23 protein-coding genes and 2 tRNA genes are annotated in these 23601 nt (G+C 74.5%); 13 read left to right on the top strand and 12 right to left on the bottom strand.

Annotated features, from left to right (window positions below; translation table 11 throughout):
* The first annotated feature begins 45 nt into the window (after nucleotides 1–45).
* The 5 genes from Sya03_RS25810 to Sya03_RS25790 all read left to right on the top strand — a co-directional run bounded on the left by Sya03_RS25810 (nucleotide 46) and on the right by Sya03_RS25790 (nucleotide 5757).
* Nucleotides 46–1305, top strand: a complete 1260-nt coding sequence (locus Sya03_RS25810) for a hypothetical protein (RefSeq protein ID WP_203940994.1) — start codon at nucleotides 46–48, stop codon at nucleotides 1303–1305.
* 68 nt (nucleotides 1306–1373) lie between these two features.
* Nucleotides 1374–2003 (top strand): hypothetical protein, encoded by a 630-nt coding sequence (locus Sya03_RS25805; protein WP_203940993.1) that lies wholly within the window; start codon nucleotides 1374–1376, stop codon nucleotides 2001–2003.
* Nucleotides 2004–2189: 186 nt separating this feature from the next.
* Nucleotides 2190–3767 carry a methyl-accepting chemotaxis protein gene (locus Sya03_RS25800; RefSeq protein ID WP_203940992.1) on the top strand — a complete coding sequence of 526 codons (1578 nt, stop codon included), beginning with the start codon at nucleotides 2190–2192 and terminating at the stop codon, nucleotides 3765–3767.
* 206 nt (nucleotides 3768–3973) lie between these two features.
* Nucleotides 3974–4981 (top strand): endonuclease/exonuclease/phosphatase family protein, encoded by a 1008-nt coding sequence (locus tag Sya03_RS25795; protein ID WP_239107841.1) that lies wholly within the window; start codon nucleotides 3974–3976, stop codon nucleotides 4979–4981.
* Nucleotides 4982–5082: 101 nt separating this feature from the next.
* On the top strand, nucleotides 5083–5757 hold the full coding sequence (locus tag Sya03_RS25790; RefSeq protein ID WP_203940991.1) for a hypothetical protein: 675 nt from the start codon (nucleotides 5083–5085) through the stop codon (nucleotides 5755–5757).
* A 247-nt stretch (nucleotides 5758–6004) separates the two neighbouring features.
* Here the strand turns inward: Sya03_RS25790 and Sya03_RS25785 are convergent.
* Nucleotides 6005–6080 (bottom strand) — tRNA-Lys (locus Sya03_RS25785).
* Nucleotides 6081–6233: 153 nt separating this feature from the next.
* On the opposite strand from Sya03_RS25785, the gene Sya03_RS25780 reads away from it, so the two are divergent.
* Nucleotides 6234–7460 (top strand): L,D-transpeptidase, encoded by a 1227-nt coding sequence (locus Sya03_RS25780; protein ID WP_203940990.1) that lies wholly within the window; start codon nucleotides 6234–6236, stop codon nucleotides 7458–7460.
* 165 nt (nucleotides 7461–7625) lie between these two features.
* On the top strand, nucleotides 7626–8846 hold the full coding sequence (locus Sya03_RS25775; protein ID WP_203940989.1) for a L,D-transpeptidase: 1221 nt from the start codon (nucleotides 7626–7628) through the stop codon (nucleotides 8844–8846).
* Between the two features lie 57 nt (nucleotides 8847–8903).
* On the opposite strand, the gene Sya03_RS25770 is transcribed toward Sya03_RS25775, so the two are convergent.
* Entirely contained in the window at nucleotides 8904–9647 is a 744-nt protein-coding gene (locus Sya03_RS25770) for an ankyrin repeat domain-containing protein (RefSeq protein WP_203940988.1), read from the bottom strand.
* 94 nt (nucleotides 9648–9741) lie between these two features.
* Here Sya03_RS25770 and Sya03_RS25765 point away from each other — a divergent pair, with 94 nt between their 5' ends.
* The gene (locus tag Sya03_RS25765; protein WP_203940987.1) at nucleotides 9742–9966 is read left to right on the top strand and encodes a hypothetical protein; all 225 of its coding nucleotides are present in this window, start codon (nucleotides 9742–9744) and stop codon (nucleotides 9964–9966) included.
* Nucleotides 9967–10028: 62 nt separating this feature from the next.
* Here Sya03_RS25765 and Sya03_RS25760 read toward each other — a convergent pair.
* Together Sya03_RS25760 and orn are read right to left on the bottom strand one after the other, a co-directional pair.
* Nucleotides 10029–10104 (bottom strand) — tRNA-His (locus Sya03_RS25760).
* A 69-nt stretch (nucleotides 10105–10173) separates the two neighbouring features.
* Nucleotides 10174–10764 carry an oligoribonuclease gene (orn, locus tag Sya03_RS25755; RefSeq protein WP_203940986.1) on the bottom strand — a complete coding sequence of 197 codons (591 nt, stop codon included), beginning with the start codon at nucleotides 10762–10764 and terminating at the stop codon, nucleotides 10174–10176.
* Nucleotides 10765–10835: 71 nt separating this feature from the next.
* On the opposite strand from orn, the gene Sya03_RS25750 reads away from it, so the two are divergent.
* Nucleotides 10836–11987 carry a glycosyltransferase family 87 protein gene (locus tag Sya03_RS25750; RefSeq protein ID WP_203940985.1) on the top strand — a complete coding sequence of 384 codons (1152 nt, stop codon included), beginning with the start codon at nucleotides 10836–10838 and terminating at the stop codon, nucleotides 11985–11987.
* A 199-nt stretch (nucleotides 11988–12186) separates the two neighbouring features.
* Here Sya03_RS25750 and Sya03_RS25745 read toward each other — a convergent pair whose 3' ends face one another.
* The 3 genes from Sya03_RS25745 to Sya03_RS25735 all read right to left on the bottom strand — a co-directional run bounded on the left by Sya03_RS25745 (nucleotide 12187) and on the right by Sya03_RS25735 (nucleotide 17430).
* A complete protein-coding gene (locus Sya03_RS25745; RefSeq protein WP_203940984.1) occupies nucleotides 12187–14850 on the bottom strand; it encodes a hypothetical protein in 2664 nt (887 codons plus the stop codon).
* Nucleotides 14851–15007: 157 nt separating this feature from the next.
* Nucleotides 15008–15736, bottom strand: a complete 729-nt coding sequence (locus tag Sya03_RS25740) for a YcnI family copper-binding membrane protein (protein ID WP_203940983.1) — start codon at nucleotides 15734–15736, stop codon at nucleotides 15008–15010.
* Between the two features lie 14 nt (nucleotides 15737–15750).
* Nucleotides 15751–17430 (bottom strand): copper resistance CopC/CopD family protein, encoded by a 1680-nt coding sequence (locus Sya03_RS25735; RefSeq protein WP_203940982.1) that lies wholly within the window; start codon nucleotides 17428–17430, stop codon nucleotides 15751–15753.
* A gap of 143 nt (nucleotides 17431–17573) precedes the next feature.
* On the opposite strand from Sya03_RS25735, the gene Sya03_RS25730 reads away from it, so the two are divergent.
* The 4 genes from Sya03_RS25730 to Sya03_RS25715 are packed head-to-tail and all read left to right on the top strand — an operon-like array spanning nucleotide 17574 to nucleotide 20395.
* The gene (locus Sya03_RS25730) at nucleotides 17574–18134 is read left to right on the top strand and encodes a sigma-70 family RNA polymerase sigma factor (protein WP_239107839.1); all 561 of its coding nucleotides are present in this window, start codon (nucleotides 17574–17576) and stop codon (nucleotides 18132–18134) included.
* Nucleotides 18135–18177: 43 nt separating this feature from the next.
* Nucleotides 18178–18672 carry a MauE/DoxX family redox-associated membrane protein gene (locus tag Sya03_RS25725; protein ID WP_370871971.1) on the top strand — a complete coding sequence of 165 codons (495 nt, stop codon included), beginning with the start codon at nucleotides 18178–18180 and terminating at the stop codon, nucleotides 18670–18672.
* Nucleotides 18669–19382: a DsbA family protein gene (locus tag Sya03_RS25720; protein WP_203940979.1), complete on the top strand. Its 714-nt coding sequence runs from the start codon at nucleotides 18669–18671 to the stop codon at nucleotides 19380–19382. Before Sya03_RS25725 ends, Sya03_RS25720 begins: the two co-directional genes overlap by 4 nt.
* A complete protein-coding gene (locus Sya03_RS25715; RefSeq protein ID WP_239107837.1) occupies nucleotides 19379–20395 on the top strand; it encodes a hypothetical protein in 1017 nt (338 codons plus the stop codon). Before Sya03_RS25720 ends, Sya03_RS25715 begins: the two co-directional genes overlap by 4 nt.
* Here the strand turns inward: Sya03_RS25715 and Sya03_RS25710 are convergent.
* The 5 genes from Sya03_RS25710 to Sya03_RS25690 form a co-directional block, all read right to left on the bottom strand.
* A complete protein-coding gene (locus Sya03_RS25710; protein ID WP_203940978.1) occupies nucleotides 20361–20843 on the bottom strand; it encodes a GNAT family N-acetyltransferase in 483 nt (160 codons plus the stop codon). The genes Sya03_RS25715 and Sya03_RS25710 overlap by 35 nt on opposite strands.
* Nucleotides 20844–20922: 79 nt before the next feature.
* A complete protein-coding gene (locus tag Sya03_RS25705) occupies nucleotides 20923–21693 on the bottom strand; it encodes an energy-coupling factor ABC transporter ATP-binding protein (protein WP_203940977.1) in 771 nt (256 codons plus the stop codon).
* Between the two features lie 7 nt (nucleotides 21694–21700).
* The gene (gene cbiQ, locus Sya03_RS25700; protein WP_203940976.1) at nucleotides 21701–22465 is read right to left on the bottom strand and encodes a cobalt ECF transporter T component CbiQ; all 765 of its coding nucleotides are present in this window, start codon (nucleotides 22463–22465) and stop codon (nucleotides 21701–21703) included.
* Nucleotides 22466–22807: a PDGLE domain-containing protein gene (locus tag Sya03_RS25695; RefSeq protein ID WP_203940975.1), complete on the bottom strand. Its 342-nt coding sequence runs from the start codon at nucleotides 22805–22807 to the stop codon at nucleotides 22466–22468.
* A complete protein-coding gene (locus tag Sya03_RS25690; protein ID WP_203940974.1) occupies nucleotides 22804–23505 on the bottom strand; it encodes an energy-coupling factor ABC transporter permease in 702 nt (233 codons plus the stop codon). Before Sya03_RS25690 ends, Sya03_RS25695 begins: the two co-directional genes overlap by 4 nt.
* Nucleotides 23506–23601: the final 96 nt, after the last annotated feature.

The raw sequence follows: 23601 nt of genomic DNA, 5'->3' as shown, positions 1-23601 counted from the left end.
GCCGGCAGGCTCATGGCGCGCCGCCGCCTGCCGATGACAACCGTCGTGAGGCGCATCGTGGTGGTCGTCTGCCTGCTCGTCGTGCTGGCGGCCAGCGCGCTCTGGCGGCAGAGCTTCGCGGCGTTCAGCGCGACCGTGTCGGCCACAGGCTCGTTGAGCGCGGCGTCCCAGTTCGTCACGTGCGTGGCCAGGACGATGACGCCGGTGTGGATGTCCGGCTTCGAGGGTGGCGTGCTCACCACCGGCGGCAACGGCTTCTTCAACATCATCAACGGCGGCGGCTCGACCCTGGACACCGCCGCGCCCCGCACCGGCGCCTACGCCCTGCGCATCGTCGACGCGTCGGCCAGCGGCAGCCAGCAGTACGTGGCGACCACCATCGCCGTGACCAAGACGCTCGTGACGAGGTTCGCCATCCGCCTGAACGCGCTGCCCAGCGGCGACGTGGCGCAACTGGCGGAGTTCGTCAACGACGCCGGCCAGACCCGGTCGGGCCAGCTCGGCTACAACGCCGCCGCCCAGCGGTTCACCTTCGGGTACGGGTCCGGCACCAAGCAGCTGTCCAGCATGACCGTGACAGCCGGCACCTGGTACGTCGTCGACGCGCGGATGAACACCACCGCGAACCCCAACGTGGCCGACTGGGCCGTCGACGGCGTCGCCCAGACCCAGGCCACCTACGCCGGCACGAGCGGCAACTTCTTCACGCTGCGCTGGGGCGGCAACACCTCCGGCGACATGTTCGACATCAGGTTCGACGACATCGTCGTCGACACCGACACCGCCAACTACCCGATCGGGCCCGGCGGGATCCACCGGCTGGCGCCCGACTCGGTCACCGCCGTGACCGACGCCAACGGGTACCTGCAGAACGACGACAGCACCGCCGTGACCGGCGCCTCGTGGGACCGGCTCGACGACGTCCCGATGAGCACCATGACGGACTTCGTCAAGCAGACCGCCGTCGACGCCAACGCCTACCTCGAGGTCGGCCTGCAGAACACCGCCCAGCCGGGATGCGTCAACGCCGTCCAGGGCCTGCTGTCCGTGCGGTCCTCGGCCACCCAGGCCAACTCCGCGAAGGTGTCGCTGTTCGACGACGCCACCGAACGGGTCGTGCTGTCCGGCGACATGAGCCCCGGCACGTCCGCCGGCCAGTACAAGGCCACCCCGGTCGCCGCGGGCAGCGGCCCGTGGACCGTCGCCAAGCTCAACGCGCTGCGGGCCCGGATGGGGTACGCCACGGCCATGGGCGGTCAGCCCTACTTCGACGCCGTCTTCGTCGAGGCCGACATCTCGTCCTGAGCACGCTCAGCTCCCGGCATGCCCGGTCGATCGTCTTCCGTGACGTCATGAAGCGGAGGGAGCCGGGCATGCTCACCTGCATCACGTCCCGGTCGAGGGTTTCGTGGCTCTACCCACTCGCCGCCGTCGCGGCCGTGGGCCTGCTGGGCAGCCTGCCGACCGTCGGGGCGGCGTTCTCCGGCACCGCCGCCAACCCGCCGAACACCTTCGCCGCCGGCACCGTCGCGCTGGACGCCAACACGCCGACCCCCGCGGTCGCCCTGCTCACCATGAACGACGGCCGGCCGGGCGACGCCCCCGTCACCGGGTGCATCCGGGTGACCTACACCGGCACCGTGCCCGCCCGGGTGCGCCTGTTCGCCGCGTCCGGCGGCACCGGCCTGGCCACCTACCTCAACCTGACCGTCGAACGCGGCACCACCACCGGCACCACCCTGCCCGACTGCACCGGCTTCACCCCGGACAGCGCCACCTACGCCGCCGCGTCCGGCGTCATGTACTCGGGGACGCTCGCCGGCCTGGCGTCGGCCCACGGCAGCCACGCCTCAGGCCTGCAGGACCCCACCAGCGGGTCGCCGACCACGTGGACCGCCGGCACGACCGTGACGTACCGGTTCACCGCCTCCATCCAGAACGACCCCGCCGCGCAGGGCCTCACCGCCACCCCCACCTTCTGGTGGGAGGCCCGCGACGGCTAGACGCCCTCGTGCCGGCGCCGCCGCGGAACTCCCGGAGACGACGCAGTGCCGCCATCTTTGCCGAATGCCGCGTGACCCCCGCGGTGACCTGCCTATCGTCAGACCGTTTGGACCGGAGGTCGGACGCCACGGCGACACAGGGGCGCCCGTGACAATCGCCGCGCGGCGGTAGATGCGGAGAACGGTGTGTCCGTCGTGGGGCGCTGGATGCGCGACCGCAGTGTCGCGACCAAGATTCTCGTCGTCGCCGGGGTGGCCGTCGTCGGCACGCTCGTCACCGGGGGCACCGCCCTCGTCGGGATCAGCGACCTGCAGCGCACCCGCGCGCAGGAGATCGGGCAGGCCGTCCGGTACATCACCCACCTGAACACGGCCGCCCTGTCGGCGAAGGCCGCCGCGAACGACGAGCGCGGCTACCTGATCAACGGTGACACCGACTTCCGCGACGAGGCGCTCGGCCGCAAGGAGGCCGTCGACGAGAGCCTGACGGCGGCCCGCTCGATCGCGGCCGCCGGCGAGCAGGAGGCGGTCGGCCGGATCCAGGCCGCGACGGACGCGTGGTTCGCGGCGCTGCAGACGGAGTTCACCACGTACGGCACGAACCGCGACGCGGCCGTGGCGGCGGCCCTCGGGCCCAACCGCGACCTGCGCAAGACCTACGAGCAGCTGTTCGACGCCGAGACGACCCGGGCCAACGAGGCGCTGGTCGCCGGCCAGGACTTCGACGCCACGGTGGCGAAGACGCGCACCGCCGTGGTCGTGGTGTTCCTCGCGGCCGTCGTCCTGGCCGCCGCCATCGCGCTGCTGGTGGCCCGGCTCATCGTCCAGCCCCTGCGCCGCGTGTCCGGGGTGCTCGACGCCGTCGCGGCGGGCGACCTCTCGCAGGACGCCGACGTCCGGCAGAACGACGAACTGGGCCGGATGGCGGGCTCGCTGCGCCAGGCCTCGGAGACGCTGCGCCGGACCGTCCACGACCTGACGAGTCACTCGGCGGCCCTGGGCGACGCCGCCCAGGACCTGACGCGCACGAGCCGGGACAGCGCCACCAACGCCGACGCCGGCTCCCGCCAGGCCGCCGCCGTCGCCCGCTCGGCGGCCGACATGTCCGCCAACGTGCAGACCGTCGCCGCGGGCGCCGAGCAGATGGGCGCGTCCATCCGCGAGATCAGCCACAGCGCCACCCAGGCCGCCGGCGTCGCCGCTCGCGCGGTGGACGTGACCCACACGACCGCGGACGTGATGGCGAAGCTGGGAGAATCGTCGGCGCAGATCGGCAACGTGATCAAGGTGATCACGGCGATCGCGGAACAGACCAACCTGCTCGCCCTCAACGCCACCATCGAGGCGGCCCGCGCCGGCGAGGCCGGCAAGGGCTTCGCCGTCGTCGCGAGCGAGGTGAAGGACCTGGCCCAGGAGACCGCGAAGGCGACCGAGGACATCGGCCACCGCGTCTCGGCCATCCAGGGCGACACGAAGAACGCCGTCACGGCGATCGGCGAGATCAGCGACATCATCGGCCGGATCAGCGAGTTCCAGACCACGATCGCCTCCGCCGTCGAGGAACAGACCGTCACGACGAACGAGATGAGCCGCAGCGTCGCCGTGGCCGCCCAGGCCGGCGGCACCGTGGCGGACACCATCAACGAGGTGGCCACCTCCGTCAGCCGGACCACGGAGGGCGCCGCGGAGGCGGACCGCGCCGCCCGTCAGCTCGCCACCATGTCGGGCGACCTCCGCCAGATCGTCGACCGCTTCCGCCTGTAGCGCCCCGCCGCCGGACAGCAGAACGGGCGCCCACGGCGCCTCCGGGCTCGGCTCGGGCCCGCCGGAAGCTCACCCGCGGCGCTGGACGCCGGCCAACCAGGTGTTCCAGGAGATCGTCGGTGCCCGTGAGCCGGCTCCCGACCCGGGGCGCCGACGGCACCCTGGACCGGCACGACGCTGTCCGCCCGGCGATTACCGTCTGTCGCATGACGATCACCGAGGACGCCCCACCGCCGACCCGCAGGCGGCGGGGCGTCCTGCTGTGGTGGGTCCTGGTGCTGCCGGGGCTGCTCTGGGCGGTGGTCCGGCTGGGCGGCTGGGAACGCAGCGCGCTCGTGCAGCTGTTCGCCTTCACCCCGTACGTCGCCGCCTGGTCGGTGCCGCTGGCGCTGGCCGCCCTGCTGCGCCGGCGGTGGCTGCCCGGGGCGTTGGCCGTCGTCGCGGCGGTCGGTTTGGTCGGTGCCGTGCTGCCCCGCGCGCTGCCGGACGACCGGCCCGCCGCCCGCGGACCGCAGCTGCGGGTGATGACCTCCAACATGTTCGTCGGCAGCGCCGACCCGGCGCAGCTCGTCGACCTGGTCCGGCGGTACCGCGTCGACGTGCTGGCGTTGCAGGAGTACACCTCGGACGGCGAGGCCGCGCTGGTCGCCGCCGGGCTCGCCGCGGAGCTGCCGCACCGGCAGAGCAACGCCGAGGTCGTCACCACCGGCTCCGGGCTGTGGTCGAGGCACCCGCTGAGCGACACGGGGATGCGCCGCAACGGCGGCGGCTTCGCCCAGTCGTACGGCACGGTCGCCGTCCCGGGCGGCCCGCCCGTGCTCGTCGAGTCCGCGCACCCGCGGGCCCCGGCCACCCGGCAACGGCTGGACGTCTGGCGCGCCGACCTGGCCGCCCAGCCGCCGGCCACCGCCGGCGGGCCGCTGCGCATCCTGCTGGGCGACTTCAACGCGACGCTGGACCACGCCGCGATGCGCCGCGTGCTCGGCACCGGCTACACCGACGCGGCCGACGCCCTCGGCACGGGCCTGATCGCCACCTGGGGGCCGTACGACGGCACCCCGATCCCGCCGGTCACCAGCGGTCCAGCGACCACCGCGCGATCGTCGCCACGGTCACCCTGCCCTGACGGGGAGTCGGCCGAGCCGGCGTGGGGTCAGAAACGGGTTCAGGCCCAGCCGATACCGGCTGGGCCTGAACTCGGGCCCGGGTGGTGATCTGCATCAAGTCACTGGAGATGCCGGCCGACATAGTTCGTGTGAGGCAGAGCAGTCACCTGCGGGGAACAGCCACGCCGGTCCGGCGGACAGTCGCCTCGATGAGTACGGCACTCATCGCGGTGGCGATGACGACATTGGCATGCGCGCGGCCGGCCGAAATTCCATCGGCTCACCAGCCGCCGGCATCCGCCTCGGCGTCCGCCGAGTCCCGCGCAGCGGCGTCCGACTGCACACCCGCAGACGGGTCCGTCGCGTGGTCGGAGCCGCGGTTCGAGCACCAGGTCACCAGTGTGGTGACCTTCGACAGCCGTGGCGTGAAGCGGAACACGTGGACGACCCCGATGAACCCGGCGGTCCTCGGCGGCGACGCCCCACCCAGCTGGCTGCCCGCACTACTGGAAGGCCTTTCCGTCCGAAACAACGCAGCCTTCGAGTCCTCCCCCATCGAGGACGACCTCCGTCACCTCACGCCGTTCGAGAATTTCCCTGCACACCAGATCGCCTACTCGATGAACAACCGGGTCACGGCCGACTTCGTCGTGTCCTGTCAGGGCGGCGAAGTCCGCGGCTCCATTTTGACCTGGAGTGGCGGCGGCTCGGGACGCATGCGGTGCTCCGATCTGCCGTACGACCCGGGAATGGCCGCTCTTGCGCCTTTCTGCGCGGACCCTGTCGACACGGCGGCCATCGCAGAACCGCTTCTGCTCGACCTGCGCCCGCCGCCGTCCGACAGCGGCGGCGTCCTCGGACCGGACGACATCGGCGTGAACTGACGAGCGTCGGAAAGCGTTCGCCCCGGGGGTTCCGTTCAAGGAGGGCGCCAGGCTTCGTCGTGTCTCGTTCAGCCACCGCAGCCGCTGCCGGTCCGCGCCGGAAGCGACCAGCTCGCGCGGCAGCCGGAGGCTTTCCGCTGATGACGTGGATCGGGACGAGGAGGATGAGCACTGACCCCGCTGCGGTCAGACGCCTCGGGAAGCACTCAGGGCGCCTACCGACTTCGGTAAACGCCCTGGTAGTTGCTGGTGCGCCGCGTAGGACTTGAACCTACAACCCGCGGATTAAGAGTCCGCTGCTCTGCCAGTTGAGCTAGCGGCGCTCGCTGACAACGGTGGAAACCTTAGCACGCACCGATCACCGCCCTCCAACCGGTTACCCCCTCCCCCCACCGCACCTCCGAACCGCCGCGACCCGTTGCACGGGTGAGGCAGGATGTGCCCGCGGATGGGTGACCAGGAACAAGGCAGGATTCATGGGGATGTGGCGGCGGTCGTGGGTGGCGTGCGTGGTGGTGGCGGCGCTGGCCGGGTGTTCAGCGGAGGCGTCGGAGGACCCGCCGTCGCCGAGTGCGCCGGCGACGTCGGTGCCGGCCGCGCCGGTGGCTGCCGAGGAGTTCAGTCTCGAGGTAACGCCGGCGGCCGGCGCGAAGGACGTACCCGTCAGCGTGGAGATCGGGACGAAGGTGGCCGGCGGCACGGTGACCGAGGTCACGCTGCGCGAGGCCGGCGGGAAGGCCGTCGCGGGTGAGCTGCGCGCGGACGGTTCCGGGTGGGTGCCGGGCAAGCCCTTGAAGAACAGCAAGGGGTACGAGGGCACGGTCACCGCGACCGACGGGGCCGGAGCACCGCAGACGCGGGAGATCAGTTTCACGACGATGCCGAAGGCGCAGAAGGAGACGGGCACCGGCCTGTACCTGTTCGACGGCAACACCTACGGCGTGGCGATGCCGGTGGTCGTCGAGTTCCATCCCGGGATCAAGGCCAAGGACCGGGCGGGCGTGCAGAAGCGGATGTTCGTCGATTCGGATCCGCCGCAGCCGGGCACGTGGCACTGGGTGAGCAACGGGTCGCAGGCGTACTACCGGGCGCCGGACTTCTGGCAGGCCGGCACGAAGCTGTCGGTGCGCATCGCGGTCGGCGGGCACCCGACGGGCGGCGGGCGGTACGGCGACCAGGACCGGTCGGCGACGGTCGAGATCGGGCGCGACCTGCGGATGGCGGTCGACAACAGGACGAAGAAGATGGTCGTCACCCAGGACGGCGCCGTGGTGCGGACGATGCCGGTGAGCCTGGGCAAGAAGTCGACGCCGTCGTCGAGCGGGACGATGGTGGTGATGGAGAAGAAGGAGTCCACCGTCTTCGACACCACCGACGAGACCGGCCCGAACGTGGATCGGTACCGGATCGACATCGACCTGGCGCAGCGCCTGACGTGGGGCGGCGAGTACATTCACTCGGCGCCGTGGTCGGTCGGCGATCAGGGGCGGCGCAACGTGTCACACGGGTGTGTCAATCTCTCCCCCAGCAACGCCCGCTGGTTGTTCGACCGCACCAAGGTCGGCGACCCCATCACCGTGAAGGGCACCGAGCGCAGGCTGGTGTCCGGCAACGGGTGGACCGCGTGGGACCTGACGTGGGACGAGTTCAAGAAGGGCAGCGCCCTGCCGGTGCCGGACGACCTGGCGCCGAAGGCCGCCTGACCGTTCTTCAGCCGTTCTGTGCCGCCCGTCCGGTTCGCCGGGCGGGCGGCATATCGCGTTGCGCCCCGGCGTTGCCCCCTGTGGCACGAATGCGGGAGCCGTGGGCGGGCAGTGGTGGAGCAGGATGGGTCGTCGGGGACGAACCGTGCGGGTGATGAGGAGATCATGAACGCGAGCGCAGGGCGATCGGGGCGCAGGGCCTGGCGGATGGCGTCCGCGGCCGCGCTGACGGCCGCGGTCCTGGCGACGGGGGCGTGCACCGGTGGCGGCTCCCCCGCGTGGAACGACGGCAAGGGCGGCGCGAGCGCCCCCGCCGAGGACAAGGGCCCGCAGGTCACCGCGGCGATCACCAGCCCGGCGTCGGAGTCGGCGGACGTGCCGGCGGTGCCGACGATCGAGTTCACCACGTCGAACGCCGACGACGCCGAGATCGCAGTGACGGACGCCGACGGCACGGCCGTCGAGGGCACCACCGCCGAGGACGGGAAGTCCTGGGTGCCGGCGAAGCAGCTGGCCTGGGGCGGCACGTACACGGCGACGGTCACCGCGACCGGCGCCGAGGGTAGGACCGGCACGGCGGTGAGCACGTTCACGGTCATGAGGAAGCCGGCCAACCTGGTCCGGGTGTCCAGCTTCCTGGGCGACGGCCAGACGGTCGGCGTCGGCATGCCGATGATCGTGCGGTTCGGCCGGGCGGTGCCGGAGAAGTACCGCGCCGACGTGGAGCGCCGGATGGTGCTGGAGAGCACGCCGAAGCAGGAGGGCACCTGGCACTGGTACAGCCCGACCGAGATCCACTACCGGCCGAAGGCGTACTGGCAGCCCGACACGAAGATCAGCTACTCGGTCAACCTGGGCGGCGTCCCGATGGGCGACGGCTGGTACGGCCGCTCCGACCTCACCGTCGACCTGAAGATCGGCCGGTCGTTCGTGATGACGGTCGACAACGCGTCCAAGCAGATGACGGTCACGCAGAACGGCAAGGTCGTCAAGAAGATCCCGGTCAGCCTCGGCAAGAAGAGCACCCCGTCGTCGAGCGGCACGATGGTCGTCATCGAGAAGAAGCGCAAGACCGTGTTCGACACGATGGACGAGCTGCCCGAAGGCGAGGGCTACCGCACCGACATCGAGTACGCGCAGCGGCTGACCTGGGGCGGCGAGTTCATCCACGCCGCGCCGTGGTCGGAGGGCGTGCAGGGCCGCACGAACGTGTCGCACGGCTGCGTGAACGTCTCCATGAAGGAGGGGGCGTGGCTGTTCGCCCGCACGATGCTGGGCGACCCGGTCACGGTGAAGGGCACGCCGCGCAAGCTGCAGAACGGCAACGGTTGGACCGACTGGAACATGAGCTGGGAGCAGTACCAGCAGGGCAGCGCGCTGTCGTAGCGCCGCACCCGCCCCGCACGTCGCAGGGGGCCGGTCCCGAGCTGGGGGCCGGCCCCTTCAGCGTCCGGGCCCGCGCCGGGCGGCCGCGGTGGCGGCGCCGCGGGCGCGCAGCTCATCGGCCAGGTCGGCGGCGCCGGCGCGGACGGCCGCGTCCAGCGGGGTGAGGTCCTCCCACGGCGGCCGGTGGTCGAGGTCCGCGCCGTGCTCCAGCAGCCGCTCGGCGCAGGCGCGCTGACCGCCGTGGCACGCCCACCACAGGGCCGTGCCCAGCTCGTCGGGCGCGGGTCGTGCGGCGAGGTGGCGGTCGAGCAGGCCGGTCAGCCCGAGGGCCGCCGCGTCGTGGATGGTCGTGCGGGCGCCGCGCTCGACGAGCCGGTGCGCCGCCTGCCACTGGCCGAAGGCGCGGGCGTCGTCCAGGGCGGTGCCGCCGGCGATCACGGCGCCGCCGGCGTCGATGTCGGCGCCCGCGTCGAGCAGCGCGTCGAGGACGGCGACGTCGTCGCAGCTGGCCGCCCAGTGCAGGGGTGTCTCGGCGTGCGCACCGGTGAACCGGGCGTTCACGTCGGCGCCCGCCGCCACCAGGGCGGCCACGGTGGCGGGGCCGGCGGGCACGTGGCCGGGCCAGTCGGTGACCACGTGCAGCAGGGTGCGGGTGGCGGCGCCGTCGCGGATGCGGGCGGTGGCCAGGCCCGGCTCGGCGGCCAGCAGCCGCCGCAGCGCAGCCGGGTCGCCGCCGCGGATCGCCGCGACGGCGGCCACGGCGCGCGCATCGCCCGCGTCGAGGATCACGCCGTCTGCCACACCGCCCACCCTAGAGGCGGTTCCACCCTTCGGCCGGTCGCCATCCGCCCGCAGCCAGATGCCGGGCGCGGCCCCGCGCGCGGAGAATCGGGCGATGTCGACGAACAGCGAGCACATCCCGGACCCCACCGTCGTCACGTGGCTGCGGGAGGGCCTGATCTGGGAGGGCGAGGAGCCGGCCGCCACCCTCTACGCCGAGTACCTGAGCTGGGTCACCGGGCGTCCGGTGTCGCGGGAGCGGTTCATCGCCGACCTGGCGTACCTCGGCGTCCGCGACGTCACCCCGCCCGGCGGCACGCCGACGCTGCTGCGCGAGTGAGCCCGCGCAAGAAGAAAGGCCCGACCGCTCGCGCGACCAGGCCCTCGACCTGTTACCTCGGATGGGGTGATCGACGGGACTTGAACCCGCGACCCCCGGGACCACAACCCGGTGCTCTACCAGCTGAGCTACGACCACCATGCGCCCGGTCCGAAGCCCGGGCGACGACTAACTATAGCGGCCCGCCACCGCCCGCCGTCGACAGGGTTACAGCTCCGCGGCGATCGCCTTCGCGGCCTCCACGTCCGGGCCCGGGAGCGGCACGAACACGGTGCGCCGGTAGTACTCGAGCTCGCGGATGCTCTCGCGGATGTCGGCGAGCGCCCGGTGCGCCAGGCCCTTCGACGGCTGGCCGAAGTACACCCGCGGGTACCAGCGGCGGCACAGCTCCTTGATCGAGGACACGTCGATCATCCGGTAGTGCAGGTGCGCGTCGAGGGCCGGCATGTCGCGGGCGAGGAAGCCGCGATCCGTGGCGATCGAGTTGCCGCACAGCGGGGCGGTGCGCGGCTCCGGCACGTACTGCCTGATGTAGTCGAGGACCTGCTGCTCGGCCTCGGCCATGGTGACCGTCGAGGCGCGCACCTCGTCGGTGAGGCCGGACTTGGCGTGCATGGTGCGCACGACCTCGGGCATGGCGTCGAGGGCCGCGTCGTCGGCGTGGATCACCAGGTCGACGCCGTCGCCGAGCACGTTCAGGTTCGGGTCGGTGACCAGGGCGGCGACCTCGATCAGCTTGTCCTTGCCGAGGTCGAGTCCGGTCATCTCGCAGTCGATCCACACCAGAAGATCAGGCACCCGCCCAGCGTACGCGCCACCCGTGCGTCGTGCCGCCGAGCAGGCGATGCCGTCCCCGATAGGGTCGCGGCGTGCCCGCATCCACCCCGCGCCGCGTCGCGGCCGTCGCTGCCGTCACGGCCGTCTGCGCGGCCGCGCTGTTCTGGTACGGCGACCGGCACAACTACTACGACCTGCGCATCTACGTCAGCGCGATCCGCTGGTGGACCGACGGCAACCCGCTCTACGACTACACCCAGCCGGACCGCGTGCAGGGGCTGCTGTACTTCACGTACCCGCCGCTGGCGGCCGTGCTGATGTGGCCGCTCGCGCAGCTGCCGCTCGGCGCGGTCATCGCCGTCTTCACGCTCGGCACGGTCGTCGCGGTGTTCGTGACGACGTGGTGGCTGATCCGCCCGGCGCCGGTGCCGGCCTGGTTCGCCCTCGGCGTCGCCGTGCCGCCGCTGTTCCTGCTGGAGCCGATCCGCGAGACGGTCACGTTCGGGCAGATCAACATGCTGCTGATCGTGCTGATCCTGGCCGACCTGCTCATCGGCGTACCCCGACAAGCACGCTGGACCGGCGCGGGCATCGGGCTGGCGACGGCGCTGAAGCTGTACCCGGGCATCTTCATCCTGCACCTGCTCGCCACCCGGCGGTGGCGCGCGGCCGCGACCGCCGCGGCGACCGCCGCCGGCGTCACGCTGCTGGTGGCGGCGGTGGCGCCGGCCGCGTCGTGGGCCTTCTGGACCGACGCGCTGTGGGCGACCGAGCGGGTCGGCCGCACCGACTACACCGGCAACCAGAGCCTGTGGGGCACGCTGAGCCGCCTGGCGGCGCCGGCGGAACCCAGCCGGTTGCTGTGGGCGGTCCTGGTCGCGCTCGTCCTCGGGTACGGGCTGTGGCGCGCGGCCCGGCTCGCCGCCGCGGGCGACGAGGTGGCGGCGCTGACGGTGACCGGCGTGACCGGGGCGCTGATCAGCCCCATCACCTGGGCCCACCACGTGTGGTGGTTCGTGCCGGCGCTGGTCGTGCTGGTCGCCCTGCGCCGGTGGCTCGCGGCGGCGCTGCTGTACGCGGTCGGCGTGTTCGGGGTGGTGTCGTTCGTCGACTGGGGCGCCGCCGTGCGGCCCGACGACCCGCTGTGGGTGCAGCTGGTGCGGAGCCTGTACCTGCCGGCGCTGCTCGGGCTGCTCGCGTTCCTCCCGGCGAGGCCGGAAGCGCCCAGGAATGCCCGTTTATAGCAGGTACGTGGTTTTCGGTCTAGACCTACCCATCGCGTCCGCACATGGCTAAACTGTGCTTAACGGACGAAGTCCCCCTTCGGTTACTCCGTTTCCCCCGGTAAGGTGGCCCCCCGCGTCGGCAGCGCGGGGGGCCCCTTCAGTTACAGAGCGGGACCGGCGCCGCAGCGCCGGTCCCGCCCCCCGTGTCGGTCGTGCCTCAGCCCTTGGCGGGCGGCCGCGCCTGCGACGTCCGCCGCGGCGGCCGCGTCGGCTTGATGATCGGCTCCAGATCCGCATCCGTCGCGGGCAACCCACCGGCAGTCTTACGCCGCCGGGCCGGCTTGCCGCCCCCACCGCCGAGCAGCTCGGCGGCGGCCTGCAACGCGGCGGCGCCGACGGAGGCGGGCTTGTGCTCGGCCTCGCCCTTCCCGGCGCCACCCTTCCCGCCGGCCTCGGCACCCTTGGTCCCGGCCCGACCTGCGGCCTCGCCGCCCTTCGCCTCGGCCTGGCCCGCAGTCTCGGCCCGGCCTGCGGCGTCGGCCCGGCCTGCGGCGTCGGCCCCCTTGGCCTCGGCCTTGCTCGCGGCCTCCGCACCCTTGGCCTCGGCCCGGCCCGCGGACTCGGCACCCTCGGCCTGTCCACGGCCTGCGCTCTCGGTCTGGACCCGGCCTGCGGCCTCAGCGCTCTCGGCCTGAACCCGGCCTGCGGCCTCGGCACCCTTGGCGTCGGTCCGGCCGTCGGCGGCGTTGGTCTCGGCGCCCTTCCCTCCGGCTGCCGCGGTGGCCTTCGCGCCGGCCGCCTTCCGGTCGGTCGTATCCGGCCCGGTGTCGCCTGCGGGCGGGCGGGAGTCGGTGGCCCGGCGGGCCGCCGGGGTCGCCGCGCGGTCGGCGCCCTTCTCGTCGGGGCCGCTGCCGCGCTGTCCCGGCGCCGTCGTGGTGGCGGCCTCCGGGGCACGCTCCCCCGCGGTGCCGGCCTTCTCCGCGTCCTGCGCGGAGGCGGCCTTCGCGTCCTGCCGCCGGGATCCCGCGGGCGCCACCGGGACGGCCGTCGAGGCCGGGCCGGCCGCGGTGTCGCCGCCGACCGCCGCCGAGACGGTGACCTTGGCGGGCGCCGACGCGGCGGGCACCGCCGAGGCGGCCGCCGGCTCGGGCTGGGTGGGGCGGGGTGCCTGCTGGGAACCGGTCGCGGCGCGGTCCGGGCCCGAGCCGGTCGTGGCGGGCTGCTGCTTCGGGGCCTGCCGGGTGCCCGGCTCGCGGGCCGCCGACTCGCGGGCGGCGGCGTTGCGGGAGGTGGGCTGGCGGGCCTCGGCGCCGCGCTCCGCCACCAGGCGGTCGATCGCCGGGGTGGTGAACGGCGGGATCTTCCCGCCGCGCGCCACCGGCGGCCGCTCCGCGGCGCCGCCGGAAGTCGCGGTGCCGGAGGTCGCGCCGCCAGAGGCCGCGGAGCCGGAGGTCGCGGTGCCGGAGGCCGCGGAGCCGGAGGCCGCAGTGCCGGAGGTCGCGGTGCCGGGCTTTCCGGCACCAGCCGACGACGCGGAGGCCGGCGACGCCGTGGCCGACGGCGCGGTGGCGGTGTCGCGGGGTGCGCCCGCGGCGGCCTTCGCCGCCGCGGCCGCGCTGGCGGCGACCTTGCCGCCCGGCGCCGGCGCGTCGCCGGTCCGGGTGCCGCCGTCCTTCGCGGACCGGCCGCCCTTGCCCGTGGTGGTCAGCCCGCCGGAGCGGGCCACCTGCGCCTCGACGGCGGACGCCCCGGCGGCCTTGGCCGCCGCAGCCTCGGCACCCTCGGCGGCCGAGGAGGAGGTGGGAGTCCGGTCGGCGGTCGCCGCGGCCAGCGCCGCCGCGACCTTCGCCGCCTCGTCGGCCCGCCCGGCCGCGCCGCGGTCGGAGGGCACGACGGCCGGCGCGGCGGCCGGGTCGGCGCCGGAGGCGGAGTCCTTGCCGTCCCGGGCCGCCGGCACGGCGGCCTCGGCAGCGGACGAGGAGGAGGACGCAGCGTCCAGCTCGGCGGGCGGCGGCCAGGCCAGCGACGGCAGGGTTCCGGCGGGCGAGCCGGCCGGGGCCGGGACGGCCGGGGAGGCCGGGGAGACCGGTGCGGTCGCCGGGCCGAGGGCCGGCCAGGCGGTGTCCGCCAGGGTGCGGGGGCGGCTGTCGCGGCCCTTGCGGGCGGCGTGGGTGGTGGGCAGCGGGACGCCGATGCGCTCGGCGAGGTCGGCGACCTGGCTGGGTTCGACGACGTAGACGACCTCGCGGCGGCGGCCCGGCCACGCCAGGATCAGGGTGCCGAGGGCGGTGAAGATGCTGCCGAGCACGAGCAGCGCCCAGGTGGTGGTGTTGAGCCAGCTGGGGCGGACCTCGGCCGTGGCGGTGACCTCGAGGCCGGCGCGCGAGTCGGGGTTCATGATGATGAGGCTGTAGCGGGTGTCGCGCAGCTGCGAGGGCGTCCAGTCGACGCTGCCGAAGCCGCTGGCCAGCCAGAACGTCTGCTCGGCGGGGTTGAGCGGCTGGCGGTTGTCGCCGTCGACGGGGGTGCCGGTGAGCGGCAGGTCGCCGGTGGCGAGGTCGATGGCGTCGATGCGCAGGTGGGAGCTGCTGGCGAGGTACTCGTTGACGGCCTGGGTCGGGGCGATGCCGACGAAGGCGGGGCCGGTGCTGGTCTCCGCGGTGATGCGCAGCGTGGACTGGCCGGCGCGGGTGAACGGGGCGCCCTGGGCGAGGACGCCGTCGGTGTCGCGGACGACGACGGCGAACCCGTCGGTGTCGGCGCGTTCGATCGTGGCGGTGAACGCGCCGCCGGCGTCGCGGTGCTGCATGGCGAACCAGAACGCCCCGCCCACGAGCAGCGCCGGCAGCCCGACGACGAGCAACAGCAATCCGAGGATCACGCGGACCACCCGCATAGCCTCTCCCCCCTCAAGGTTTCACGTTGGGCCGACCATACAAGGCTAAAAGGGACTAAACTGGCCGTTCAGCTATATAAGGCCCAGGCGGCGCAACGGAAACGGCCCGGCGCGTGAACGCCGGGCCGTCGTGAGGGAGCTGTCAGGCGTTCTGCTTGCGGGTCCGGGCGAACGCCAGCGCGCCGAGGGCCAGGCCCGCGAGGCCCGCCACCAGGCCCGCGATGCCCAGGCCGAGGGCCGGGCCCGACTCGGACTCCTCGGCGTCGTCGTCGTCGTCGGCCGCCGCCTCGACGGAGGTGCCGGTGGCCGCGGGCGCCGCGCCGTCCGCGGGGGCCGCCGCCAGGGCCAGGACCGGCGCCGGGCTCTCCGGCTCCTCGCCGCCGGCCGCCGGCGGCTCCTCGATCCACCGGGACACGTTGCCGTCCGAGTACGTCTGCAGCGCCTTGAACACCAGCCGCGGCGCGGCCGGCAGCGGGCCCATCGACAGCGGGAACTCGGCGAACTCGCCCGGCTTCACGCCCCCGCCCGCGGCGGCCGTCCAGGTGATCTTCGTGACGACCTCGGTGACCGGCGTGCCGTGCGACTCCAGCGGCACAGCCGGCTTGCCCTTCTCCACCGTGGCCGTCCAGCCCGCGATCGGCGTGGTGCGCACCGACGCGACCGGCGTCTGCTCCGGCATGAACAGCTCGACCTTCACCGTGGAGGCGGTGTCGCTCTCGTTGGGCACGCTCACCGCGGCCCGGGTGTACCCGCCCTGCACCGCCGCGGGCGCGCTGACGGTGACGTGCGCGAGGGCGGGCGCGCCGGTGGCGAGGACGGCGAGAACGGTCGCGCCGGCGGCGGCCAGCAGCATGCGGGGCGTACGGGTCATCGGGGAGAACCTTCCTAGGGCTGTCGGATGCTGACGGTCGTGGTGACCGAGGCCTGGTCGATCTCGGAGGTGCGCAGCGTGAACTTGAGCGTCCAGTCGCCGGCGGCGGGCAGGTTGACCTCGCCGATGGCGTGGCTGTCGGTGATGCGCAGCAGGTCGACGTCGATCGGCTCCACCCCGGCGGACGGCAGCTCGGCGGTGGCGACCCACTCGACCACGGGCAGCAGTTGCCCGTCGGGCGTGTACGCGTACAGGTGGATCGAGTTGTTGCCCGCCGCGGCGGGGAAGATCTGCACCTGCAGCGAGTAGAGGTTGTTGGACAGCACCGTGTCGACGGTGGTCTCGGTGGTGGTGGCGACCGTCTCGACGGCCGTGCGGGCGGGCGTGACCTGCACCAGCACGGCGGTGAGGCCGAGGATGACGGCGGTGATGCCGAGCTCGACGCCGATGATGCGGCGCAGCGGCGTCGGGCCGTCCTCGGCGACGCGCTTCTGCACGAGGCGGCGGGCGAAGAACGCGCTGCCGAGCACGAGCGCGACCAGCGCCACCTTCGCGATGATCATGCGGCCGTACGTGGTGTCGACGAGGCCCTTGACCGTGCCCACCTCGATGAGCGCCTGGGTGGTGCCCGCGAGCACCAGCGCGCCGACGGCCACGGCCGCCCAGCGCGACCAGATCGGCAGGATCGCCCCGAGTTCCCGGCTGTCGGCCTGGCGCAGCAGGAAGCCGAGCAGCATGACCAGGCCGCCCAGCCACACCGCCATCGCGCCCAGGTGCACCGCGTCGACCACGACGGACACCGCGGCCACGGGCGACGCCGACGGGTGCCCGGTGAGCGGCCAGGTGGCCAGGGCGGCGACGCCGAGGACGCCGAGGATGGCCAGGTCGCTGCGGGACTCGCCGCCGGAGCCGGTGAGCAGCGGCCGGATCAGCAGGGCCGCGGCGATCACCACGCCGATGCGCACCAGCATGACCGCGCCGAACGTGCTGGCGAGCACGTCGCGCAGGTCGCCGGGGCCGGCGGAGAACAGCCCGCCGCCGGCGGTGTACGGGGCCTGCAGGTAGAGCGCCGCCACGGTGCTGCCGAGCACCAGCCCCAGGCCGGTCCACACCAGCCGGGCGGGCCCGCGGCGGGAGAGGCGGTGCGGCCACAGCAGCGCCAGCACCATCACCGGGCCGACGAGCAGCAGCAGGCCGGCGTACCCGAGGAACTTGACGACCGGGATGGCCACCTCGACGGCCGGGTCGACGCCCGCGGCGGCGTCGTCGCCCGCCGACGGCGGCGCCGACGCGGCGCCGACCGAGTAGGTGAACGCGCCCGACACGGGGTGGCTGTCGGCGGACACCACCCGGTAGCTGACCAGGTAGGTGCCCTTGGCCTCGGCGCCCAGCCGGATGGTCAGCGTGGTGCCCTCGATGACGGGCTCGCCCTCGTCGGCGCGGGAGCCGTCGGGCGCCACCACCCGGGTGCGGCCCTGCACGAGCTGCACGGTCTCGCTGAACACCAGCGTCACCCGGTCGGGCGCCTGCGGCACGATCGAGTCCGGCTGGGGATCGCTGCGCTGCAGGACCGCGTGCGCGGAGGCCGGTGCGGCCGGCGCGAACAGGACGCCCAGCATGCCCAGCAGCACGCCCAGCAGCAGGGCGGCGCCGGTGCGGCGACGGCGCGGGAGGTCGAGGGTCATGGACGCCATGCTCCCCGATCACCGCTACCGCGACACAACCGCACGTCCCATAGTCGTCGGCGCCGCCGGGGGAGTTCCCGGGCCGGTGGACCTTTTCCGGCGGGTCGATGGGCTCTCCGCCAGGGTCCCCGCGCCGCGTACCCTTACCAACCGTGATCCCCGGTCAGCGCGACGAGACGCCCGGCGGCGACGCCGTCACCGGCTTCGCCCTGCGCGCCCGCGCGGGTGACCCGGCCGCCCAGGCCGCGTTCGTGCGCGCCACCCAGGCCGAGGTGTGGCGGTTCACCGCCGCGCTGGTCGACCCGGGCGCGGCCGACGACCTCACGCAGGACACGTTCCTGCGGGCGTTCCGGGCGCTGCCCGCGTTCGAGGGGCGGTCCAGCGCCCGCACGTGGCTGCTCGGCATCGCCCGGCGGGCCTGCGCCGACCACCTGCGCACGGTGGTGCGGGGGCGCCGGCTGACCGAGCGGCTGACGGCGCAGGCGCACACCGACGGTCACCAGCCCGACCCGGCGCACCGCCTCGGCGCGACCGACCTGCTCGACCGGCTCACCGCCGACCGGCGCACCGCGTTCGTGCTCACCCAGGTGATGGGCCTGTCGTACGCGGAGGCGGCCGAGGTGGAGGACGTGCCCGTCGGCACGATCCGGTCCCGGGTGGCCCGCGCCCGGGACGATCTGGTCACGGCTCTCAGCAAAGCCCAAGCTTCCTGATCGGAACTCCCGGCACACTCCTGCCGACTAAGGAGGCGTGGCAGTGGTGACGAAGCAGCGGACGGCCGCCTGGCCGGCCCTGCGCCCGTGGCTGGGCACGCTCGTCCGGCTCGGGCTGGCGGCGGTGTGGCTGGCCGCCGGCTTCGCCAAGGTCGGCGACCTGGCCGAGTCGGGGCGCGCGGTCAACGCGTACCGGGTGATGCCGTTCGCGGCGGCCGAGGTGGTCGGCGCGGTCCTGCCGTTCGTGGAGATCGCCCTCGGCCTGCTGCTGCTGGCCGGGGTGGCCGTGCGGGTCACGGCCGGCGTCTCCGCGGCGCTGCTGCTGGTGTTCGTGGCGGGCATCGCCTCGGCGTGGGCGCGCGGGCTGCGCATCGACTGCGGCTGCTTCGGCAGCGGCGGCGACCTGGCCGCGGGCGCCGACCCGGCGTACCTGACCGAACTGGCCCGCGACGGCGGCTTCCTGCTGCTGGCCGGGTTCCTGCTGGTGTGGCCGCGCACGCGGCTCTCCGTCGACGCGTGGATTCAGGGGGACAAGTGAGCACTGCGACGAAGCGCGGGCGCGCCGAGGCGGCCCGGCAGGCCAAGGAGGCCCTGGCGGCCCAGGAGCGCAAGCGGCGGGCGCTGTTCGCGGGCGCCGTCGCGGTGGTGGTGCTGATCGTGGCGGGCCTGATCGGGTGGGCCGTGTGGGCGGGCCAGAAGGACGGCGGGGACTCCGGCGCCACCCCGCCCGCCGCCGGGTTCACCGCGGGCACCGGGCCGGTCGCCGTCGACATCTACGCCGACTTCATGTGCCCGGCGTGCAACCAGTTCGAGCAGCAGACCGGCCCGACCGTCGACCAGCTCGCCGCCGAGGGCAAGATCACCGTCACCTACCACCCCATCGCGATCCTCGACCGGTTCTCCAACGGCACGCAGTACTCGACCCGGGCCGCCGCCGCGTCCGCCGCGGCCGCCGAGGGCGGGAAGTTCGTGCCGTACCTCAAGGCGCTGTACGCCCAGCAGCCCGCCGAGGGCACCGACGGCCTCAGCGACGACCGCCTCGTCGAGATCGGCCGGTCCGTCGGCCTCGGCGACGAGTTCGCCGCCACGGTCAAGGACGGCACGTACCGGGGCTGGGCCAAGCGCACCACCGACGCGGCGAGCGAGCGCGGCGTCACCGGCACCCCGACCATCTACGTCGCCGGCCAGGAACTGAAGGACCGCTCCCCCGCCGGCCTGCAGGCAGCGGTCGCCGCGGCCAACCCGTGACGCACCGGTACGCGCTCGCGGCGGCGGCCGGCGTCCTGCTCGCCGTCGCCGCCGGCGCGCCGGCCGCCGCCCACGGCGGCGACGACCCGGGCGCCACCGACTACCGCGTCACGGTCGGCGCGGTCCCGGCGGACCTGCCCGTGACCGTCCGGGTGATCAGAGCCGGCACGGAGCTGGAGCTCACCAACCGCGGCAGCCGCCCCGTCGAGATCCTCGGCTACGCGGGCGAGCCCTGGCTGGAGGTCCGCCCCGACGGGGTCTACCGCAACACCCACTCGCCGGACTCCCCCGCCCTGCCGCCGGACTGGCGGCGCACCTCCACCGAGCCGGTCGCCCGCTGGCACGACGAACGCACCCAGTGGAACGCCGAGGGCACCCCCGCCCAGGCCGCCGCCGACCCCACCCGGCAGCACCGCCTGCGCGACTGGACGGTGCCGCTGCGCGTCGGCGCCACCACCCACCCGCTCACCGGCACGCTCGACTGGCGGCCGCCGCCGCAGCCCGGCGGCTGGTGGGCCGGCGTGCTGCTGCTCGCCGCCGCCGTCGCGGCCGGCGCCCACCTGGCCGGCCGCCGCCGCGCCGCGCTGATCGCGCCGGTCCTGCTCGTCGCCGGTCCCGCCACGGTGGGGTACGCCGCCGCGACCACCATCGATGCCGGGGCCCGCGGCGTGGGCGAGGTGCTGCTCGGCCTGCTGGGCGCGGCGCTGTGGCCCGCGCTGAGCGGCGTGTCCGCCACGGTCGCGGGCGCGGCCCTGCTGCTGCGCCGCCGGGTCAACGACCTCGTCCTCGCCCTCACCGGCGCCGCCCTGGCCCTGTTCGGCGGCCTCACCAACGCCGGGGTGTCCGGGGCGTCGGTGCTGCCCGCGGCCGGGCCGGCGGGGCTGTGGCGGGCGGCCGTGGCGCTGGCGGCGGGGGCGGGGGCGGGCGTGACCGTCGCGGCTGTGCTGCGCCTGCGCGCCCCGGCCGCGCCCGGCCCGCTCAGCCGGTCGGCGCCGCCACCCGGCGGTGCATGATGTGGCCGGTGACGGTGAACCGCTCGTTGCCGACCAGCCGGCCGGTGCGCGTCTCGGTGATCTCGAAGCCCTCGGCCAGGTAGAGCGCCAGCGCCGCCGCGTTGCCGTCGAGCACGCAGACCTCGGTCGTGGGCCCGGTGACGGTCAGCGCGTGCCGCAGCAGCGCCCGGCCGATCCCCTGCCGGTAGCGCCCCGGGTCGACGTACAGCCAGGTGACCTCGTCGTCCTCCAGCCCGACGAACCCGGCCACCTCCCCGCCGGCCTCGGCCACCCACAGCGGGCCGTCGAACAGCCCCTCCCCCTCGGCCGTCTGCGCGAGCGTGAGGAACGCCTCCACGCCGGCCGCGGAGCCGCGCAGCTCGTCGAGGCGGGCGGCGTCGTGGATGCGCGCGATCGCGTCCCAGTCGCCGGCGTCGTACGGGCGGATCGTCACGTCCTGAGCGGGCATGGGGGGATCCTTGCGGCGACGGGCCGCGCCCGCAAGGCGAAATCGCCCGGAGTCCCCGGCGGCGGCGTCAGCGGCGGCGTCAGCCGCGGCCGAGCTGGGTGGCCGCCAGGCGCGGGTCGAACCCGAGCGGCAGCTCCAGCCGGTGGGCGGCCAGCAGTGCCGCGTCGGCGAGCAGCGCGTCCGTCGGGCCGTCCGCGACGATCCGGCCCTGGTCGAGGATCACCGCGCGGGGGCACAGCTCCAGCGCGTACGGCAAATCGTGGGTGACCATCAGCAGCGTGACCGGCAGGCCGCGCAGGATGTCGGCGAGCTCGCGCCGCGACGCCGGGTCCAGGTTGGACGACGGCTCGTCGAGCACCAGCAGCGACGGGCGCATCGCCAGCACCGTGGCGACGGCGACGCGGCGGCGCTGGCCGAACGACAGGTGGTGCGGGACGCGGTCGCGGTGCTCGGCCATGCCGACCGCGGCGAGCGCCTCGTCGACGCGGGCGGACAGCTCGGCGCCGCGCAGCCCCAGCTTGGCGGGGCCGAACGCGACGTCCTCGGCGACCGTGGGCAGGAACAGCTGGTCGTCCGGGTCCTGGAAGACCAGGCCGACGCGGCGGCGGATCTCGGCGAGGCGGGCGCGGTCGGCGGTGACCGGCAGCCCCTCGACGGTGACCGTGCCCGCGCCGCCGGCCAGGATGCCGTTGAGGTGCAGGACCAGGGTGGTCTTGCCGGCGCCGTTGGGGCCGAGCAGCGCGACCCGCTCGCCCGCCGCCAGCCGCAGGTCGACGCCCGTCAGGGCGCGGTGGCCGTCGGGGTAGGCGTAGGAGACGCCGGCGACGTCGAGGGTCGGGGGCTGGTCCACTCCCCGATCATCCCAGGACCGCGGCGGCGACCGCGATCCCCACGGCCGGCAGCGGGACGAGCGCCGCCGCGGCCCACTGCCGGACGCCGGCGCGCGGGCCGTGCCAGCCGTCGGGCATCCGGCCGTCGTAGCCGCGCGACACCATCGCCAGGTACACCCGCTCGCCGCGCTCGTACGCGCGCAGGAACAGCGCGCCGATGCCGGCGGCGAAGCCGCGCAGCTGCCACAGGAAGCGCGGGTCGTCGCCGCGCGACAGCCGGGCCACGCGCATCCGGCGGGCCTCGCCGACGAGCACGTCCAGGTAGCGCAGCATGAACGTGGCGATCGTGGTGAAGACCTGCGGGCAGCGCAGCCGGTCGAGGCCGACGATGAGGTCGCGCGGGGTGGTGGTGGCGGCCAGCAGCAGGGACGCGACGACGCCGAGGGTGCCCTTGGCGAGCACGTTGAACGCCCCGTACAGCCCGTCGACGGACAGGCTCAGGCCGAGCCAGTCGACGCGCTCGCCGGTGCCCGCGAACGGCAGCGCGAACGCCAGCAGCACGAACGGCGCCTCGATCCACACCCGGCGGCCCAGCCAGCCGGCCGGCACCCGGGCCGCCACGGCCGGGACGACCAGCAGCAGCGCGTACAGCCCGAACGCCCACAGCACGTGCCGGGGGGTCGCCACGACGGCCACCGTGAACAGCACCGTGGCGGCGACCTTCACCTCGGGCGCCAGCCGGTGCACGGGGCTGTCGGCGTCCAGGTGCAGCACGTGGTGCCCGGCGCCCACCTACTGCGCCGGGGCGCGGCGGCGCCGGGTGGCCCAGAACAGCCCGCCCGCGAGGGCGAACGTGACGAGCACGCCCACGACGCCGGACACGGCGGTGGCGGCGAAGTCACCGCCGGCGCCGGTGAACGTGTAGTCGGCGAACGGGCCGCCGACCTCGTGCTCCTTCGCGCCCTGCGCCATGCAGGTGCCGCCGGTGATCTCGCCGGCGGCGTCGACGGTGCAGCCGCGGGTGGACGCCGAGTCGAGGCCGTCGGGCGCGCCGGAGGCGAAGCTGCTCACCACGCCGGCGAGCAGCAGCGCCACGACCAGCCCGGCGATGACGAAACCGGTCGTCCTCCTCACGCGGCACTCTCCACCAGGTCGGGCTTGCGCAGGCCGCGCAGGGCGTACACGAGGTCGGGGCGGGTCTTGGCGACGGTCACGACCGTGACGGCGGTGATGACGCCCTCGCCGATGCCGATGAGCGCGTGGGTGCCGGTCATCACGGCGGCGATGGAGCCGAGGCCGCCGGCGGTGAGTTCGGTGGCGCCGCCCAGCGCGTACTGCAGGACGAAGCCCAGCGCGGCCGCGACCACCGCGACGACGCCGGCGACGACCGCGGTCGCGGCCAGCCCGGCGGGGGTGCGCGGCAGCACCCGCAGCAGGACCACGATCAGCAGGTACGCCACGGCGGTGTTGAGCAGCGCCATGTTGGTGATGTTGGCGCCGAGGGCGGTGACGCCCCCGTCGGCGAACATCAGGGCCTGCACGACCAGCACGATCGACACGCACAGCGCGCCGACCCACGGCCCGACGAGCAGGGCGGCGAGGGTGCCGCCGAGCAGGTGGCCGCTGACGCCCGGCAGGACCGGGAAGTTGAGCATCTGGACGGCGAAGATGAACGCGGCGACCAGCCCGGCCATGGGGGCCAGCCGGTCGTCGAGGTCGCGGCGGCCGCGCTGGACGCAGAGCGTCAGCCCGACGGCGGCCACGACGGCGGTCGCGGCGGCCACGGGACCGCCGAGCACGCCGTTGCTGATGTGCAGCGCGAGCTGCTCCATGCCGGTGCCTCCCCCAGCCGGCGACGAGGGCGGTCACCGACACCGCGAGCCTATGGTTGTTGCGAATCCCTTGCAACAGTGGGGCGGACTAGTCTC

The organism is Spirilliplanes yamanashiensis (assembly GCF_016863475.1).
Lineage (GTDB): Bacteria > Actinomycetota > Actinomycetes > Mycobacteriales > Micromonosporaceae > Spirilliplanes > Spirilliplanes yamanashiensis.
This window is presented reverse-complemented; position numbering and strand designations above follow the sequence as displayed.

Excerpts from the sequence above, each read along its gene's own strand:
- Sya03_RS25710 (WP_203940978.1), bottom strand. The coding sequence starts at position 20,843 with ATGCCCGCTCAGGACGTGACGATCCGCCCGTACGACGCCGGCGACTGG.
- Sya03_RS25690 (WP_203940974.1), bottom strand. The coding sequence starts at position 23,505 with ATGGAGCAGCTCGCGCTGCACATCAGCAACGGCGTGCTCGGCGGTCCC.
- Sya03_RS25765 (WP_203940987.1), top strand. The coding sequence starts at position 9,742 with ATGTCGACGAACAGCGAGCACATCCCGGACCCCACCGTCGTCACGTGG.
- Sya03_RS25780 (WP_203940990.1), top strand. The coding sequence starts at position 6,234 with ATGGGGATGTGGCGGCGGTCGTGGGTGGCGTGCGTGGTGGTGGCGGCG.
- Sya03_RS25775 (WP_203940989.1), top strand. The coding sequence starts at position 7,626 with ATGAACGCGAGCGCAGGGCGATCGGGGCGCAGGGCCTGGCGGATGGCG.
- Sya03_RS25735 (WP_203940982.1), bottom strand. The coding sequence starts at position 17,430 with ATGGCGTCCATGACCCTCGACCTCCCGCGCCGTCGCCGCACCGGCGCC.
- Sya03_RS25805 (WP_203940993.1), top strand. The coding sequence starts at position 1,374 with ATGCTCACCTGCATCACGTCCCGGTCGAGGGTTTCGTGGCTCTACCCA.
- Sya03_RS25790 (WP_203940991.1), top strand. The coding sequence starts at position 5,083 with ATGAGTACGGCACTCATCGCGGTGGCGATGACGACATTGGCATGCGCG.
- Sya03_RS25740 (WP_203940983.1), bottom strand. The coding sequence starts at position 15,736 with ATGACCCGTACGCCCCGCATGCTGCTGGCCGCCGCCGGCGCGACCGTT.
- Sya03_RS25795 (WP_239107841.1), top strand. The coding sequence starts at position 3,974 with ATGACGATCACCGAGGACGCCCCACCGCCGACCCGCAGGCGGCGGGGC.